Annotated in this window: 18 protein-coding genes and 2 tRNA genes; 6 read left to right on the top strand and 14 right to left on the bottom strand. The window is 69.1% G+C overall.

The annotated features are described in order from the left end of the window. Positions 1-5 precede the first annotated feature (5 nt). The 3 genes from NE235_RS10950 to NE235_RS10940 are packed head-to-tail and all read right to left on the bottom strand — an operon-like array spanning position 6 to position 3,141. Entirely contained in the window at positions 6-1,280 is a 1,275-nt protein-coding gene (locus NE235_RS10950; protein ID WP_252801418.1) for a vWA domain-containing protein, read from the bottom strand. Next, positions 1,277-2,662, bottom strand: a complete 1,386-nt coding sequence (locus tag NE235_RS10945; protein ID WP_252801416.1) for a hypothetical protein — start codon at positions 2,660-2,662, stop codon at positions 1,277-1,279. The genes NE235_RS10950 and NE235_RS10945 overlap by 4 nt, the downstream gene beginning before the upstream one ends. Beyond that, positions 2,662-3,141 carry a hypothetical protein gene (locus tag NE235_RS10940; protein WP_252801414.1) on the bottom strand — a complete coding sequence of 160 codons (480 nt, stop codon included), beginning with the start codon at positions 3,139-3,141 and terminating at the stop codon, positions 2,662-2,664. Before NE235_RS10940 ends, NE235_RS10945 begins: the two co-directional genes overlap by 1 nt. A 300-nt stretch (positions 3,142-3,441) precedes the next feature. On the opposite strand from NE235_RS10940, the gene NE235_RS10935 reads away from it, so the two are divergent. Beyond that, positions 3,442-3,720, top strand: a complete 279-nt coding sequence (locus NE235_RS10935; protein WP_252801412.1) for a cell division protein SepF — start codon at positions 3,442-3,444, stop codon at positions 3,718-3,720. Between the two features lie 113 nt (positions 3,721-3,833). On the opposite strand, the gene NE235_RS10930 is transcribed toward NE235_RS10935, so the two are convergent. Then, a complete protein-coding gene (locus tag NE235_RS10930) occupies positions 3,834-4,466 on the bottom strand; it encodes a hypothetical protein (RefSeq protein ID WP_252801411.1) in 633 nt (210 codons plus the stop codon). 440 nt (positions 4,467-4,906) lie between these two features. On the opposite strand from NE235_RS10930, the gene NE235_RS10925 reads away from it, so the two are divergent. Both NE235_RS10925 and NE235_RS10920 read left to right on the top strand, forming a co-directional pair. Next, positions 4,907-5,194 (top strand): ArsR/SmtB family transcription factor, encoded by a 288-nt coding sequence (locus NE235_RS10925; RefSeq protein ID WP_252801409.1) that lies wholly within the window; start codon positions 4,907-4,909, stop codon positions 5,192-5,194. A gap of 43 nt (positions 5,195-5,237) precedes the next feature. Continuing rightward, positions 5,238-5,636: a VOC family protein gene (locus tag NE235_RS10920; protein WP_252801408.1), complete on the top strand. Its 399-nt coding sequence runs from the start codon at positions 5,238-5,240 to the stop codon at positions 5,634-5,636. A gap of 146 nt (positions 5,637-5,782) precedes the next feature. Here NE235_RS10920 and NE235_RS10915 read toward each other — a convergent pair. The 4 genes from NE235_RS10915 to NE235_RS10900 form a co-directional block, all read right to left on the bottom strand. Beyond that, a tRNA-Ala gene (locus tag NE235_RS10915) sits at positions 5,783-5,858 on the bottom strand. Positions 5,859-5,904: 46 nt separating this feature from the next. Continuing rightward, positions 5,905-6,636 (bottom strand): HAD family hydrolase, encoded by a 732-nt coding sequence (locus tag NE235_RS10910; RefSeq protein ID WP_252801406.1) that lies wholly within the window; start codon positions 6,634-6,636, stop codon positions 5,905-5,907. 43 nt (positions 6,637-6,679) lie between these two features. Then, positions 6,680-6,799: a DLW-39 family protein gene (locus tag NE235_RS10905; RefSeq protein WP_252785262.1), complete on the bottom strand. Its 120-nt coding sequence runs from the start codon at positions 6,797-6,799 to the stop codon at positions 6,680-6,682. A gap of 394 nt (positions 6,800-7,193) precedes the next feature. Beyond that, positions 7,194-7,352 carry a hypothetical protein gene (locus tag NE235_RS10900; protein WP_252801404.1) on the bottom strand — a complete coding sequence of 53 codons (159 nt, stop codon included), beginning with the start codon at positions 7,350-7,352 and terminating at the stop codon, positions 7,194-7,196. A gap of 228 nt (positions 7,353-7,580) precedes the next feature. Here NE235_RS10900 and NE235_RS10895 point away from each other — a divergent pair, with 228 nt between their 5' ends. Beyond that, positions 7,581-8,210, top strand: coding sequence for an HNH endonuclease family protein (locus NE235_RS10895; protein ID WP_252801402.1), 630 nt, complete (start codon positions 7,581-7,583; stop codon positions 8,208-8,210). Positions 8,211-8,229: 19 nt separating this feature from the next. Here the strand turns inward: NE235_RS10895 and NE235_RS10890 are convergent, their stop codons facing one another. Beyond that, positions 8,230-9,210 (bottom strand): zinc-binding dehydrogenase, encoded by a 981-nt coding sequence (locus NE235_RS10890; RefSeq protein ID WP_252801400.1) that lies wholly within the window; start codon positions 9,208-9,210, stop codon positions 8,230-8,232. 92 nt (positions 9,211-9,302) lie between these two features. On the opposite strand from NE235_RS10890, the gene NE235_RS10885 reads away from it, so the two are divergent. After that, positions 9,303-9,830 (top strand): XdhC family protein, encoded by a 528-nt coding sequence (locus NE235_RS10885; RefSeq protein ID WP_252801398.1) that lies wholly within the window; start codon positions 9,303-9,305, stop codon positions 9,828-9,830. A gap of 151 nt (positions 9,831-9,981) precedes the next feature. Next, a complete protein-coding gene (locus tag NE235_RS10880) occupies positions 9,982-10,155 on the top strand; it encodes a hydrophobic protein (RefSeq protein ID WP_252801396.1) in 174 nt (57 codons plus the stop codon). A gap of 195 nt (positions 10,156-10,350) precedes the next feature. Here NE235_RS10880 and NE235_RS10875 read toward each other — a convergent pair whose 3' ends face one another. The 5 genes from NE235_RS10875 to NE235_RS10855 form a co-directional block, all read right to left on the bottom strand. Next, positions 10,351-11,283, bottom strand: a complete 933-nt coding sequence (locus NE235_RS10875) for an aldo/keto reductase (protein ID WP_252801737.1) — start codon at positions 11,281-11,283, stop codon at positions 10,351-10,353. A gap of 210 nt (positions 11,284-11,493) precedes the next feature. Next, positions 11,494-11,832 (bottom strand): cyclic-phosphate processing receiver domain-containing protein, encoded by a 339-nt coding sequence (locus NE235_RS10870; protein WP_252801394.1) that lies wholly within the window; start codon positions 11,830-11,832, stop codon positions 11,494-11,496. A gap of 1,025 nt (positions 11,833-12,857) precedes the next feature. Then, positions 12,858-13,874, bottom strand: a complete 1,017-nt coding sequence (locus tag NE235_RS10865; RefSeq protein WP_252801392.1) for a dipeptidase — start codon at positions 13,872-13,874, stop codon at positions 12,858-12,860. 470 nt (positions 13,875-14,344) lie between these two features. Continuing rightward, entirely contained in the window at positions 14,345-14,512 is a 168-nt protein-coding gene (locus NE235_RS10860; protein ID WP_252801390.1) for an NUDIX hydrolase, read from the bottom strand. A 266-nt stretch (positions 14,513-14,778) separates the two neighbouring features. Next, positions 14,779-14,857, bottom strand: a tRNA-Leu gene (locus NE235_RS10855). Positions 14,858-14,994: the final 137 nt, after the last annotated feature.

Raw genomic sequence — 14,994 nt, 5'->3', positions numbered from 1 at the left:
TCTCCTTAGTCCAGGAAGTTCTTCAGCTCGAAGACGAGCTTGCGGATGTGGCCTGAGATCACGGGCGTGCCGAGATCCTTGAAGCGCTGGCGGAACCAGGGGTTCACGCTCTGGGTGCCGGAGCTGTTCACCGAGCCGACCGGGATGAACTTCACCCCCGACCGGTGCACGGCCTGAATGCCGTCGAACAACGGCTGTGACCGGTCGAACTCGTAGAAGTCGGAGATCCACACCATCACCGTGTTGCGGGGATCGGTGATCTTCGGGCGGGCCATCGCCATCGCGACCGGCCCGTCGTTGCCGCCACCGAGCTGCGTCCGCAGCAGCGTTTCGAACGGGTCGTGCACCCAGGGCGTCAGGTCCAGCGCCCGCGTGTCGTACGCGATGAGGTGGACGTCGACCTTCGGCAGGCCCGCGAAGATCGACGCGAGGATCGTGCAGTTCACCATCGAGTCGACCATCGACCCGGACTGGTCGACCACCACGATCAGGCGCGCCGGCGTCGTCCGCTTGGCGGTCTGCCGGTAGAACAGCCGGTCGACGTACAGCCGTTCTTCCTCCGGGTCCCAGTTGGTGAGGTTCTTCCAGATCGTCCGGTCGAGGTCGAGGTTGCGGAACACGCGCTTCGGCGGCACCGACCGGTCGATCGTCCCGGCGCTGGTCTGCTGGACCTGGGTACGCAGCACCTGGGCGACCTCGTCGACGAAACGGCGGATCAGCGCCTTGGCGTTCGCCAGCGCGACGCCCGACAGGTTCGCCTTGTCGCGCAGGAGCTGCTCGATCAGCGACATGCTCGGCGTGAGCTGCCGCGCGAGCGCCGGATCGGCCAGCACCTCACGCAGCCGCATTCGGCTCACGAGGTCGCCTTCGAGCCGCGACAGCACCCCGGCCAGCTCGCACGCGCCCTCCTCGCCGAGCGCCTTCTTCAGCCACCCGGCGTCCCGCTGCCAGTCGGCGAGCCGTGTCGCGGTCACGCTGCCGGACCCGGTCGACAGCACGTTGAGCAGCAGCTTCGAGACGAGCGCGGCGCGGCGTACCCGCTGGTCGTCGTCGCCGGGGGCGAGCAACCCGTCGAGCTCCGCCCGCAGATCGGGGAAGCGCTGGACGAGGTTGTCCACCGACACCGACGGATCGAGCAGCGCGGGCGGCAGCCCGAGGTCCTCGACGATCGCCACGCTCGCCGACTCGAGGGCCGGCTGCTCGTCGTGGTCGAACATCCGCGCCAGCAGCCGCCAGTAGAGCACCTGCCGCCGGTTCTCCTCCGCCGTGGGATCGCTCATCGCCGCAACAGCCTTCCCGCGCGCTCGCGGAGTACGGCCACGGCGTCACCGGCCTTGGCCTCCGCCTTGGCGACCTTGGGGTCCGTCGGGCCGAGCGCCCAGTCCCCGCCGTGCGCCTCCACGGTCTTGCGCTTGACGGTCGCCTGGACGGCGAGCGGCTGCAGCGTCCACCGGCCGGCCTCCCACCGCACCAGTCCCACGCAGGTCGACGACGCCGCCACCAACTCCGGCGTCAGCGGCCCGCAGCCGGGCAGCCGCTCCAGGTCGACCGCGAGAGTGTGCCCGTCGAGGGTCAGGGCGTCGCCGTCGATCGTGTACCCCTCCACCAGGACGGGTTCGGCGATGCGCACGGGATGGCGCTCCAGGGGAGGGACCGCCGGGGCGAGCGCGTCGGAGAGCCGGAGCCGGGCCGTCGCGAACGGGTCCGCCGGCTCCCCCGGGGTCGCCCGGTCGTCCTGCCAGATCAGGTCGCCGCCCGCCGTGACCGGCACTTCCGCCAGGTCCACGCTCCGGTGCTCGGCCAGCGCCTTGAGCAGCACCGGATGCCCGTCCAGCAGCCGCCACACCGCCGGCCCGACGATCGTGTCGACCTTCGCCGCCGCCACGCTCGCCCGTACGAGACGGGTGGGCGAGCCGTCGGTGGGTTCGAGCACTCCGTGCACCTGGATCTGCACCGCCGTACCGTGCTCGTGGACGTCCACGCCGAGGGGGAGCAGCCGTCCGGACACGGCACCGGCGGGCCGTGTCCCGCTCGTCCCCGGCTGGAGGAGCAGCAGCGCCCGCGCCCACAGGTCGGCCCAGCGCCGGGCGGGCACCCGGTCCATCGTCGCCACCGGGCACGAGGCCCGCAGCTCCGCGGCCAGCCCGTCGAGCAGCACCGCGGGCCCCCGCAGGGCCGGCTCGTCCAGCAGCGCCGAGACGGCCTGGTCGGCGGCGGAGACGAGGTCGTGGTCGACGCCCCGCCACCCGGTGATGGCCAGCTCCTGCAACCAGGACCGGCCCGCGCCGAGCGGTCCTTCGACCGGCGGGGACGCCGGCGGCTCCTCCCACGTGTCCCTCGCCCGGCCGAGCGCCGCGTCGAATCGTGCGAGCCGCGCGTCGTGCACCGCGCCGAGCAGTGTCGTACGGGCGCCGGCGAGCGCCGCCAGCTCCTGCTCCCCGATCGAGCCCGCCGTGATCTTTTCCACCGCCTCGCCGACTGCGGGGCCGAGCGGCGTGTCGCGCAGCGCCCCCGCCAGGGCCGCGAGCCGTCCCGCCTGCTCCTCGTCCAGCCTGGCCAGGCCGTGCACCAGAGCGTCGTCGAACCCGTCGACCAGGTCGAGGGCCTCCGCCACGCCCGGCACCTCGCCGTCGAGCAGCGCCGCGAGCTGCACTCCGAGCATCAGCGCACCGCCCTCGTGGCCGGGAACCACTGCAACTCGGCGATCGGCTCCGTCGTGTCCGGAAGCTCCAGATAGGCCAGGTGACGGAGGAACCGGCTGAAGACCCCGGCCGCCGGCGCGCGCTCCGGCGCACCGTCCAGGCGGCTGAGCAGGTCCTCGCCCTCACCGACGTCCACCCGCAGGTAGCGGGCGACGCGGTCCAGGCCGTACTGCAGCACCGCCTCGGTGACGAGCGCCTGCAGATGCTTGCACGGAGCCCCGCTCAGCCCGCCGCAGGGCCGGTTGTTGTTCGTCCCGCAGCTGTACGTGTGGGTGCCCGCGGCGATGGAGGAGACATAGACCCGGGCGATGTCCGACCCGCTGGACACCACGCCCTGCAGCCGCCCCTCCGCGAGCTCCACGAAGGGGACCTTCGCGAGTTTCCGCGGCCGGAGCGGCGGGACCACCCGCACCACGCTCCGCCGCTCCCAGTCCGTCATCACCGGCGCCCTTCGCCCCGCGCCCGGCATGGCCGGTCGGCGACCGGCGACCCGTCCCAACACGGGCTCGATGAGTCCACGGACCGTCCCGTACGCGCGCCTTCGCGCCCACCGGCGACAGGGATCGACATGGGGAAGCCTCTCTTCTCGGGGAACCCGCGAGAGAGCATGACCGACCCCGCCGACATTTCCCGGCACCCCCGCGCCCGAGCGCCGGAAGTGGCTCATCTGTCGCCACGACCGCGCGCGCACGCCCGGGAACCTTGATGTTCGTGTCGGCTACGGAAGCCCGGGGTGGTGATGGTCGAGACAGTGCGTGCCCGTGGCTACGACGACGTCCGCCAGGTGGGGCACTACTTCCGCCAAGGCGTTCTGGTGGCGATGGACCTGACGGAGGTGGCGGAGGACGAGGCGAGACAGCTCGTCGACTTCGCGGCCGGCCTCATCTGCGCACGAGGCGGCGACATGGAACGCCTCAGCCCGAGGATCTTCCTGCTGGTCCCCGCCGGACCGACCAGGCCGGACGCCACCGTACGCCGACCGGAGAAGACGGCCGCGGAACCCGCCGGATCGTCGTGACATCACCGAGGACACCGACGGATTCCGTGGAACACACGGTCATCAATGACGGAGTCCCATCGAGCGCCTCCCGCCGTACTGCGCTGGACGGCGGGGAGCATGACGGGGTGCGTTCAGGACGAGGGCGTGGCGGTCGGGCTCGGCGGTGCGGTGAGGGGCGGGTGGCCGTAGGTGTCGTGGAACTGCGCACAACTCCACGAGCCCTTGACCTGGAGGAGCGTGCCGTCGCCCTTGAGGTTCGGCCCGCTGCGGGCCTTGATCGCTCCGTCGATGGTGCCGGAGTGATCAGGATTGATCGTGACCGTACCACTCGACCCGGTGCTCCCGAAGGCTCCGCCCCAGTGCAGCTTGCTGGAGGCGGGGCCGTCGACGGAGACGTTCTCCTTGGCGACCTCAAAGTTACCGCCCTGGAGCTCGGTGTCGTTGATGAGCACGCCGAACGTCCCCTCCTGCCCCTTGATGGTGATGGGGAAGGAGACGTTGTAGACCCACTTGTTGTTCAGGTCGTTCCAGTCCCACGTGCACTTGGGAGCGTTGTTGTAGCGGGTGACGTGGTCGTTCACCGTTCCGGCGAGCGTGAGATCCAGGCGGTCGCTCGATGGCGCGGGCGCCGCGGCCTTGGAGGTCTGCGGTGCGGACTGCGGTTTCTTGTCGTCGCCCTTGTCGGAGTTGCAGGCCGACAGTGCCAGGCCGGCACTCAGGACGACGACGATTCCCATGGCACGGCGCGCTGAAATAGAATTCATGAACAGTGGCGTCCTTTTCCCCTTGGCGATACCGAACCGAAGCACGGGCCACCGACGCTTCGGTGTACGAACACGCAGGCGGGAGTGGACCCCCTGTGCGGTTCTTCCGCCCGACAACCGAAACAAGGCCCCCGCGATCCGGCGGACCGCCTCCTCCCCTGAGGCGGGACAACGGCCTGTGCAGGCCAGAGCGTAAGCTGGCGAGATTCCCCACGCAAGACCCGTTATGTCGACGTTACGGGGCATTTCAGCGCCATTGCAGGGCTCAATTGTCAGGGGCCTGTTCCAGAAGGAGCCGACGAAGCCGCGTGGCGGAAGTCGGCACCTTTACCTCCGCCGAATGACCGCGGATGGCCAGGGACGGCCGGCGGAAGGACTCCTGGCGCCGACCCTCCTGGGATCATTGACAGGCAAGCATCGGCTTGCATAACGTTCTCCGCGTGGGAGACGTCTTCAAGGCTTTGGCCGACCCCACGCGGCGCATCATCCTCGACGAGCTGACCGATCGGAACGGCCAGACGCTCTTCGAGATCTGTTCCCGCCTGACGACCAAGCATCATCTCGGCTCTTCGCGGCAGGCGATCTCGCAGCACCTCGACGTTCTCGAGGCCGCCGGCCTGGTCGAGACCAGGCGCGAGGGCCGGTACAAGTTCCACTACATCAACACCGCCCCGCTCGAACCGATCATCGAACGGTGGCTCAGGAACCCCGAGAAAGACGCCGAGTGACCCTGACGGCCACACCGCTACCGACGACGGGAAGGGCACCGACATGAGGATCAACCTGGCGAGCGTGCTCGTCGACGACCAGGAAAAGGCGCTGCGCTTCTACACCGAAGTGCTGGGCTTCGTGAAGAAGAACGACATCCCGTTGGGCGAGCATCGTTGGCTCACCGTGGTATCCCCCCAAGACCCTGACGGCACCGAGCTCGTCCTCGAACCCGACGGCCACCCGGCGGCGAAGCCCTTCAAGGAGGCGCTGGTCGCCGACGGCATCCCGTACACCTCATTCGCCGTCGACGACGTCGGGGCCGAGTACGAGCGGCTGCGTGGCCTCGGCGTGCGCTTCACCCAGGAGCCCGTCGACATGGGCCCGGTGACCACGGCCGTACTCGACGACACCTGCGGCAACCTCCTCCAGATCGCCCACCAGGCCGACGCACGACGCTGACCGCAAGATCGGGTGCCTTGGACGCTCGGATCAAGGCCACCCGGCAGGGCGGCGATGCCGCGCCCGGCACCAGGGCCTCGGCGGTCTAATGGCCCGCTAATGGCACGAACGCCCCCGTCCCTTGATCGGGACGGGGGCGTTTTGGCTGGTGGAGCCACGGGGATTCGAACCCCGGACTTCCTGCTTGCAAAGCAGGCGCTCTGCCAACTGAGCTATGGCCCCTGGAGATCGCCCTACAGCCTACCGGGGGACGGGGGTCGTCCGCTCATCATGGTGCCACTTGATCGGCATGCGGCGTGGCGGCCGGCCGTCCGGCGTCCGCGATGAGCGAGGGGAGTTCGGTGACGCTGCTGAGGATGTGGGTGGCGCCGGCGGCCTCCAGGCGGGTGCGGTCGTGGGCGCCGGTAAGGGTGCCCGCGACGATGGAGGCGCCCGAGCGGCGGCCACTGCGCATGTCGCTCTCGGTGTCGCCGCACACGGCGATGTGGCGGACGTCGTCGACCTGTACGTGGAGCCCCGCCGTGAGGATCATGTCGGGGTACGGGCGGCCGCGACCGCCCGCGTCGGCGGGGCACAGGAGCAGGTCGGCGCGTTTCCACCAGCCGAGGGTGTCGATGATGTGCCCGAGGGTCCGGCTGCTGAAGCCGGTCATCAGGCAGATGCGGACGCCCGCGGCGGCGAGGGCGTCGATCGCGGCCTCGGCTCCGGGGATCGGGGAGAGGCCGACACGGTCGATGATGGAGTCGTACGCCTGCTCGAACGCATGGTTGGCGGCCTGGGCTCGGTCCTCGTCGGCGAAGACGTCGCGGAAGATGTCGAGTTTGGACCGGCCTCGGCCGGCGTGCACCCGGGCCATGGCCCGGCGGTAGGTATCGGTGCCGGAGACGATGCCCTGGGTGACCAGGGCCTCGGTGAAGGCGCGCTCGCCTATCCCGTCGTCTGCGACGGTCGTACCGGCGAGGTCGAGACAGGCGAGCGTGATCCGAGCCTCGTCGTCCACGCCCACCCCCCGTCTGCCCTCGCCGGCACGGTCAAAGCATCTCTCAGCTGTCGGACGACGTCGCCTCGGTCCACAGGTCCAGCTCGGCCCGGTCCTGCTGAAGCCGGCGCCAAACCGCGAAACCACCGAGGGCGACCAGCGCGAGAACGATGAGCTTCTTCACGATGGGAACCCCTTCAAACCTCGACTAGCACTGCGTTACCGCAGCCTAGCAAGCACCCAGGTACACCCGTGCCGCTTCCCCCTGCGGGTCGCGGATCATCTGGATTCCGTGGTTCTTCAGCGTCGAGGCGGTCATTCACCTCAGGATCGCCATATACCCGGTGAACGCGGTCCGGCGGGTTCGACGTGGGCCGGGTATCCCGGCCGGCGCGGGCCCTCGTACGGGTGTGGGGGGCCGTACCGGACGATCCGGTGGACATCATGTGGACACCGAGTACCGGGACGGCGTCGCGGTGGAGGCCGGCGCCTGGCGGCATGACGCGCCGTGCCGGTCCCGGCGGGCCCGTCGCGGTCTCGTGTTCGGATCGGGTGGGGGTCCGCGCTGACGTGCGCATTCAGCGGCGACCGTACGGCCCCGGCCTGGTTTCGCGCACGGTCTCCGGCTCGGCGACGACCGGATCGGCCTCCTGCCCGCCGAGGTCCTCCACTTCCTGTGGATAACCGGCCGGCTCCGGCGCTTCGCGACGCGACATGGCCCAGCGCCGCGCATCCATTTATCCACATCCCCTGTGGACAAGTCTCGGTCGGCACCGAAACCCGATCACGTCATGCGGGTCCGCGCTGGGAAGTCGACGCGGTGACAAAGGCCGCAAACATTCGTAAGCAGGTCGTGTTACCACTTCCCTGACATAACGCCATGTTCGGTTCACTCTGTGATCGCTCCGCTGTGGCTCGGGGGCGCGACTCTCGCGCATGGGAAGCCCCCCGAGAGGAGATTGCCCGTGAGACGCGCGATCGCCGTCACCGCCCTCCTGCCCGCCCTCCCCCTCCTCACCGTCGTTCTCGCGACCCCCGCCTCCGCCGCCCCACCGCCGCCGCCGAGCACGGCGACGGCCAAGAAGGAACTGGCCCGGCTGAAGGTACGCCGCGAGGGCACCCTCTCCGGCTACAGCCGCGCGAAGTTCCCGCAGTGGATCGACCAGGGCCACGGCTGCAACACCCGCGAGGTCGTGCTGAAGCGCGATGGCGCGAAGGTCCGCGTCGGCTCCGACTGCTACCCGACCAAAGGCCGCTGGTACAGCCCGTACGACGGGAAGTACCTAACGAACCCCCACAAGGTCGACATCGAGCACCTCGTGGCGCTGGCGGAGGCCTGGCGTTCCGGCGCCCGGTCCTGGAGCACCGCCAAGCGCCGCGCGTTCGCGAACGACCTGAAGCATCCGGAGCTGTGGACCGCCGACGATCCGGTCAATCAGCAGAAGGGCGGCAAGGACCCCGCGCGCTGGCTGCCGCCCCGTCACGCGTTCCGCTGCACCTACATTCGCGCCTACGTCAGGGTCAAGTACGTCTGGGGCCTGTCCGTGGACTCCGCCGAGAAGAAGGCGATCGCCGCAGTGCTCAGGAAGTGCTGACCCTCCCCGCCTGAGGACGTCACGGCACCAGGACGACCTTCCCGACGGTGGCGCGTGTCTCCAACGCGGCATGCGCCGCCGCCGCGTCCTTCAGCGCGAAGGTCTGCACGGCCGGTACCAGGCGGCCCGCCGCTGCCTCGGCGAGCGCCCTCTCCTGGAGGCCGCGCAGACCGCCCGGGCGGCGAAGGATCCCCGGCCCGAGGGCGACGGAGGCCGACAGGCTGCGCCCGAGGAGATCCGCCGCCGTGAACTGGACCGGTTCCCCGCCGGACCAGCCGAAGACGACCAGCCGGCCTCCGGGGGCGAGCAGTTCGAAGGCGGATCGCCCGGCCTGGCCGCCGACCCCGTCCAGCGCGAGGGTGACCCCCCGGCCGCCCAGCGCGTCCCGTACCCGGTCGGTCCAGTCGGCTGCGGTGTAGTCGACCGCGATCTCGGCCCCGGCCTGGCGTACGCGTGCGGCCTTGGCTGCGCCGCCGGCGAGCCCGACGACCGTGGCGCCGAGGTTCCGGGCCGCCTGGACGAGCAGCGTGCCGATCCCGCCCGCGGCCGCGGTCACGAGCACCACGTCACCGGCCGTCGGCTGCGCGACGTCGAGGATGCCCATGGTCATGCGGCCGGTTCCGACCATCGCCACGGCGGCGTCGTAGCCCAGGTCATCGGGGAGCGCGTGCAGGTCCGTCACGTGGGCGACGGCGCGTTCGGCGTAGCCGCCACTGGCCATGCCGAGATGTACCACCACCCGCTTGCCCAGCCACGACTCCTCGACTCCGTCCCCGAGCTCGTCGACCACCCCGGCCACCTCGCGACCCGGCGTCATCGGCAGCTCCGGGGGCGGGAACGGCCCCTCGTACGCGCCCCTGCGCAACATCGTGTCGACCAGGTGAACCCCGCACGCCCGTACGGCGATGCCCACCTGTCCCGCGCCGGGTCGCGGATCCGGCACCTCCTCATGCCGCAGGGTCTCCGGTGGACCGAACTCGTACTGCCGGATGGCGTGCACGGTGCCTCCTCGCTCGCTCGTGTACGGTGCCCCACCCTGCAACCTCAAGCTTGCTTCAGGTCAACTCGCCGGCCGCGTGGGAGACTGGCGGCATGGCCGACGGACACGAGCACGACCCGGCATGCGACATCGCGCACGGCAGGTCGCCCGGCGACGTGGGTGACCGCACGCTCATCGCCGTGTTCGACTCTCCGGTGGCCGGCTTCCTCCTGCGGTTCGGCGCGGAGGTCGGGTACCGCTGTCTGCTGCTGGAGCCGGATCCCGAGCGCGCGGCGACCGTGTCCCACGGCTCCGCCCCGGTGCTGACCGTCCCGCCGTCCGATCTGGACGGTACGGCGGACGTCGTCGTCACCGACCACCACCGCTCCGACCTCGGCGTCGTGCTGCGCGACCTGCTGACGCGGCCCGTCCGGTGGATCGGCGTACTGGGCAACCCACGCCATCCGGCCCCGCATGTACGGCTCCTGACGGAGCTGGGGGTGCCGCCCGAGGAGATCGCCCGGGTGCATCGGCCGATCGGCCTGAACATCGGCTCGCGTACACCGGCGGAGATCGCCATCGCGACACTGGCCGGGCTCATCGCCGACCGCAACGGACGGCCCGGCGGCTTCTCCTTCTGAGGCAGGATCGTACGGACGGTGTTCACGCGCCGAGTTCACCTATCCACAATTCGTGAAGAATGAACCTCTCGTCACGTGGGCCGTCATCGTGGATGTTTAACCGCTTTCCTATCGGTGATGAAGAAGTCGCCATCCCCGGAAGGAGAAGAAAATGGGTATCTTGCTCGCGGTCCTCATCCTCGCGCTTATCCTCGGCGGCGCCGGCTTCGCCGTACACGTTCTCTGGTGGATCGCGCTCGCCGTCCTGGTCCTGTGGCTCCTGGGCTTCGTGTTCCGTGGCTCGGCGACCGCCGGCGGCCCGCGTCGTCGCTGGTACCGATGGTGACCGTAACACCGAACCCGTGATCTTCGGCGACCGCCTCTCCCGTACGAGAGGCGGTCGCCGAAGCGTGGTCCGCATTTAGGTTCATCCCGCGTTTCACGCGCATCGCCTTACCGAGTTCTTGGTACGGCGGTGAACAACGTGAAAGAAAATGAAGACGTTACTCGAACGTGGTTCCCAGGCCGCTGCAGAAGCCCCCTATTCGTCTTCCGGCACGGGCGCCGAGAGACGTACCAACTCTTCATCGGTGAGCCGCAGCGATCCGGCGGCGACATTCTCGATGAGATGATCCGGGTCGCCGGTCCCTGGAATCACCAGCACGTGCGGCCCCTGATGCAACGCCCAGGCCAGTCGGACCTGAGCGGCCGTCGCGCCGTGAGCGCGTGCGACGGCACGGACCCGCACGTCGTCCTCGGCCGCAGCGGCATCGACCTCACGCCCCTCACCGGCGATGCTGAAGAACGGCACGAACGCCACTCCCTGCTCCCCGCAGACGCGCAAGAGAGCGTGAGCCTCGGCCGGTGCGCCGATCCCGTACGCGTTCTGCACGCAGACGACGGGCGCGATGGACCGGGCTTCGGCGAGGTGTCCGGCGGTGGCGTTGGAGATCCCCAGATGCCGGATGAGGCCGGCGTCCCGGAGGCCGGCCAGCACCTCGAAGTGCTCGCCGACCGAGTCGACCCGCCGCCGCGGGAGACGCAGGTTCACCAGGTCGAGATGGTCACGGCCGAGCTGCCGCAGATTCTCCTCGACCTGACCGCGCAACTGCGCCGGGGTGGCCCACCACCACTCGCCGGAGGAGTCCCGGCCCGGCCAGACCTTGGTGGCGATGATCAGATCGTCCGGGTACGGGCGGAGCGCCGTGTTGATCAGCTCGTTCGCCGACCGCAGCGACGAGAAGTAGAACGCGGCCGTGTCGATGTGATTCACCCCCAGCTCGACGGCGCGCCGCAGCACCCGGATCGCACGTCCACGGTCGCTCGGCCCGCCGAGGCCGAACGCCGCGTCGCCCGTGAGGCGCATCGCGCCGAGCCCGATGCGGTTGACCGTCAGATCACCGAGCCGCCACGTACCCGCGGCCGCCGCGTCACCGACGCGGGAGATCGGCGCATCCTCTCCGGCACGGCACACGAGATCCAAAGGAACCTCCTGATGATGTGGTGAGGCCGTGCCACCGAGTCACCGATCAACGCACGGCCGAGCGAACGATCTGAGCCCGGGCACGGTGGCCGCAGGCATGAAAAAAGCCTTCCCGGCCGAAGAATCAACGGCCAGAAAGGCTGAGTGCTCACCAAGAACCTATCAGGACCACCCCATGGACGGCGACGAGTTCGATGAACCCTACGCAGGTGCCCGACGGACTCGGTAATCCCAGCGCCGCAGAACGCGGACCACCGTCTCCGCGCCACTGGGATTGGCGCTGTGCACGTAGATGATGCCGATGTCGAAGGGCCGACCGTCGAAGGCCGCCTCCTCGAGCACGGCCACGACCGGCATGATGCTGTCATCACCGCCCAGGTCATGATCGAGCCAGAGTTCGTCGATGCGATGGTCACGATGCTCCTCGAGGAGCCGGACACCCTCACGGCTGGTACGGGCGAGCCGCGTGGTCCTCGGTAGCTCGCGCAGGTCGTCCACACCCAGAATGATCGGCGTACGTGCGTCCGAGCCCTCGTCCATCCGGCCATCGTCGCAGCACGGCCCCGCGCGTGCTCCGGCACGACGGGGGAGGACCGTGCCTCACCGATGGATGGCCCGAGTCCTTGCCGTCAGCATCGCCGCACAGAAGGGACAGATGAGACAGGCACCGGTCTACCGCGGCGACAAGGTGGCCACTACGACGGCGAAGCAGCCGTACGGAAGCGCAGACACATCAGAACCCACGAGAGGCCCCGGCGGCGTCTGCAGGCTGCTCCAGTGCCAGCGATACGACATCCGCGTGATGATGGAGATGACGCGTGGCATCGGCCCTCCCGGTGACCTAAGCGATGACACGGCGGAAGTTTTCCACAGGCCTGGGGAAGCCTCTGCCCGGCGCGGCCAGGAGAGCCGCATCTCCGTCCCAGACACCGATCTTTGCCGTCGGCATCGCCGGACATAAGGGACAGATACGACGAGCGCTGGTCTACCGCGGCGGTAGCCCGGAGGGAATGTTGCAATGACGTTCTGTTCTGGCCGCCTGAACGTTCTCAATGGGCACTCGTACATCTCACCTGGCGCGAGGAGACAAGCCCTTCATGGCCTACTTGCGAACTCTTCACGACTTGGGCTGAGACCGCGATCGCCGTCTCGGACGAGTATCACTAGCTTCCAGGCCGCCAACTGAGGCCCGCTCCGATGGGCACGCAACGGACACGCCCTGGCGGCGCTCGCCACAGCACCGCCCGCCGGGTCATCCCCTCTGCCGTCATCCCACCCCGCAGGGAAGCGGCCCAGGCGGGATAAAGGGCGCCCCACCGGACGAACGACCTTCACCCCCTTGAGTCCTGATCTGTTCGGCTTGCCTGCTTCCCCTCAACCGGATCCTTGCCGTCGTCATCGCCAGACAGAAGGGGCAGATGCCATGAGCGCTGGTCTACTGCGGCGGCAAGGTGAGCCTCCGGCCGACGTGGGCCGTCCGCGCGGGTCCACGTTCATCCGGCGGTGTCTGCCCCTGTTGCTGTCACCGTTGCTGTCAGCTCGGGTTCTTCATCAGCGATCGTTGATCACCCCGCGGAAGGACTGTTCTGCGCCTCCGGGTTCCACGCCTGACGTGCGACGCGCAGGAAGTTGCCGCCGAGGATGCCGGTGATCGCCTCGTCGGGATAGCCACGGTCGGCAAGGACGGCCGCAAGCGGGGACAGGGTCTCGGGCTCGACGAAACGAATCGGCCCCCAGCGCGTGTAGCTCTCGGGAAACAGCTCCGCGTTCTCGGTGAGCTCGCGATTGAAATCGTCGATGTCGAAGGGGTAGTCAGTGCCGATGCCGACGTGGTCCGGTCCAACGAGTTCGATCGCGTATTCCAAGTGGCGGAGCAGCGCATCGAGGCTGATGTCGTTGGGACCGAGGAAGACTCCCACACCGGAGATGCCGATCACCCCGCCGGTCGCGGCGCAAGCTCTGGCCTGTTCGTCGGTGATGTTTCGCTCGTGTTCCCACACCGACCGCATGCACGTGTGGCTGTAGATGACCGGCCCGGTGGAAACCTCGCACAGCTCAAGCCCGGTGCGGATGCTGGAGTGCGAGCCGTCGGCGACTATCCCCACCCGGTTCATCTCTCGCACCATCGCGCGTCCGTAGGCGGTCAGGCCCTCGTCCTCTGCGTCCATGCATCCTGATCCGGCCGCGTTGCGGTAGTTGTAGGTGGGGACCAGCGTCCGCACGCCCAACCGGTGATAGCGCTCGACCATGTCGAGTCGGCCGTCAAGTGGGTTAGCGTCCTCCAGGTCGAATGCGACGGCAAGCCGGCCGGTTGCCTGTGCCGTGACCACATCCGCCGCCGATCCGGCGAGCAGGAAACGCTGGTCCGTGGCGAGTTGCCGCCGGAACGATTCGAGGATCCTCAGCGTCGAGTCGGCGTCGTTCGGTGCGTAGCCGACGTTGACGGAGACAAAGCTCCCTCCGATCTCCTGGAATCGCAAAAGGTGGCCGACGTCGGCGTCGGGCCTTAACGGGAGGCAGCAGTGCTGGTCCCACAGCAGCGGCTGTAGGTCATCCAACGTCTCACCTATCGCATTGGTCACCCGGGCCATACTGCCTTACCCCCGGCGGGGCCTGGTCTGCTTGGCTTGTCCTGGGGCGTCGGCGGAGGGGATGACCCGGCTTCCACCCCAACCACGGACCACCGTGCCCGCGTGCGGGCCAGCTCCATCCCCGAGCCTGAGCGCCCCCGTCGGAGGCATGATCTACCAAAGCCGTGATGTGGTGAGCGGGGCGGCCTGCCAATCGCTGAAGGCGACTTGAAGGGCGAACGGAGTGAAGTTGGCCGACGGCCCTGCGCCCGTCCCGCGAAAGGGGTCCGGGCCTGGTGAGGCTGGAAGAGTCCGCGGTTGGGTCTTCGTCAGGCTGGCCGCCCGATCGGCACGGCCGGAGGGACCGGCGCCCACGCCGCGCGCCCGTAAGGCGTGCCGGAGCGGGCGGTCTGCGGCGGCGCTTGCATCGCCGCCTTGATCCAATACAGCGGAATTCGACGAAGAACGGGGCTCGCGCCGCGTCAGAATGCGGGAGTGATGGGCTCGCCGTGTTCGAGGTAGCCGCCGGGGATGTCGCGGTAGTCCTTGTAGGAGGGCACGACCATGAGGACGCGGTCCTGCTCGTCGTAGAACAGGACTCCGGCGGCGACGCGGGGGCGGGCGAAGCTGTCTGGTGAGTCAGTGGGCACGGGACCGACTCTAGGATTTCGGCCAGCGCTCGGGGCACGCGCGCACCCGTGAGGCTAGAGATCTACTTCCAACGGGGACAACGCTGGTCACCGCAAGAGCCTGTGGAGAGTCGTCCGAAGGAAGCGGCCCGGAAACCCCAGCCCAAGGGGGGCGTGGGGGGCGGAGCCCCGCACATCGGGGGGCTCGGGGGGTCGTCCCCCCGGAAAACACAGTGCGGGCCATCGGGGAAGGCGCTTCAGCGCCGACCGCGATGGCCCGCCTCGCGTGGGCCTAGGTGGACTTGAACCACCGGCCTCATCCTTATCAGGGAAGTCAAGTGAATCCCCCAGCCTGGACATATAGCCATATGACCAGGTAAAAGCCTCGGAATTGCACGGGATCACACGGCCTGACACGGCCTCAGGAGCAAGATCATCCCACGGATTTCCCACAGCGCCCGGCCCCCTGACCGGCCCGCAGCGGAGATCCACAGCCCGTGAAA

The sequence above is a fragment of the Actinoallomurus spadix genome, assembly GCF_024055725.1.
GTDB classification, from domain to species: domain Bacteria; phylum Actinomycetota; class Actinomycetes; order Streptosporangiales; family Streptosporangiaceae; genus Actinoallomurus; species Actinoallomurus spadix.
This window is presented reverse-complemented; position numbering and strand designations above follow the sequence as displayed.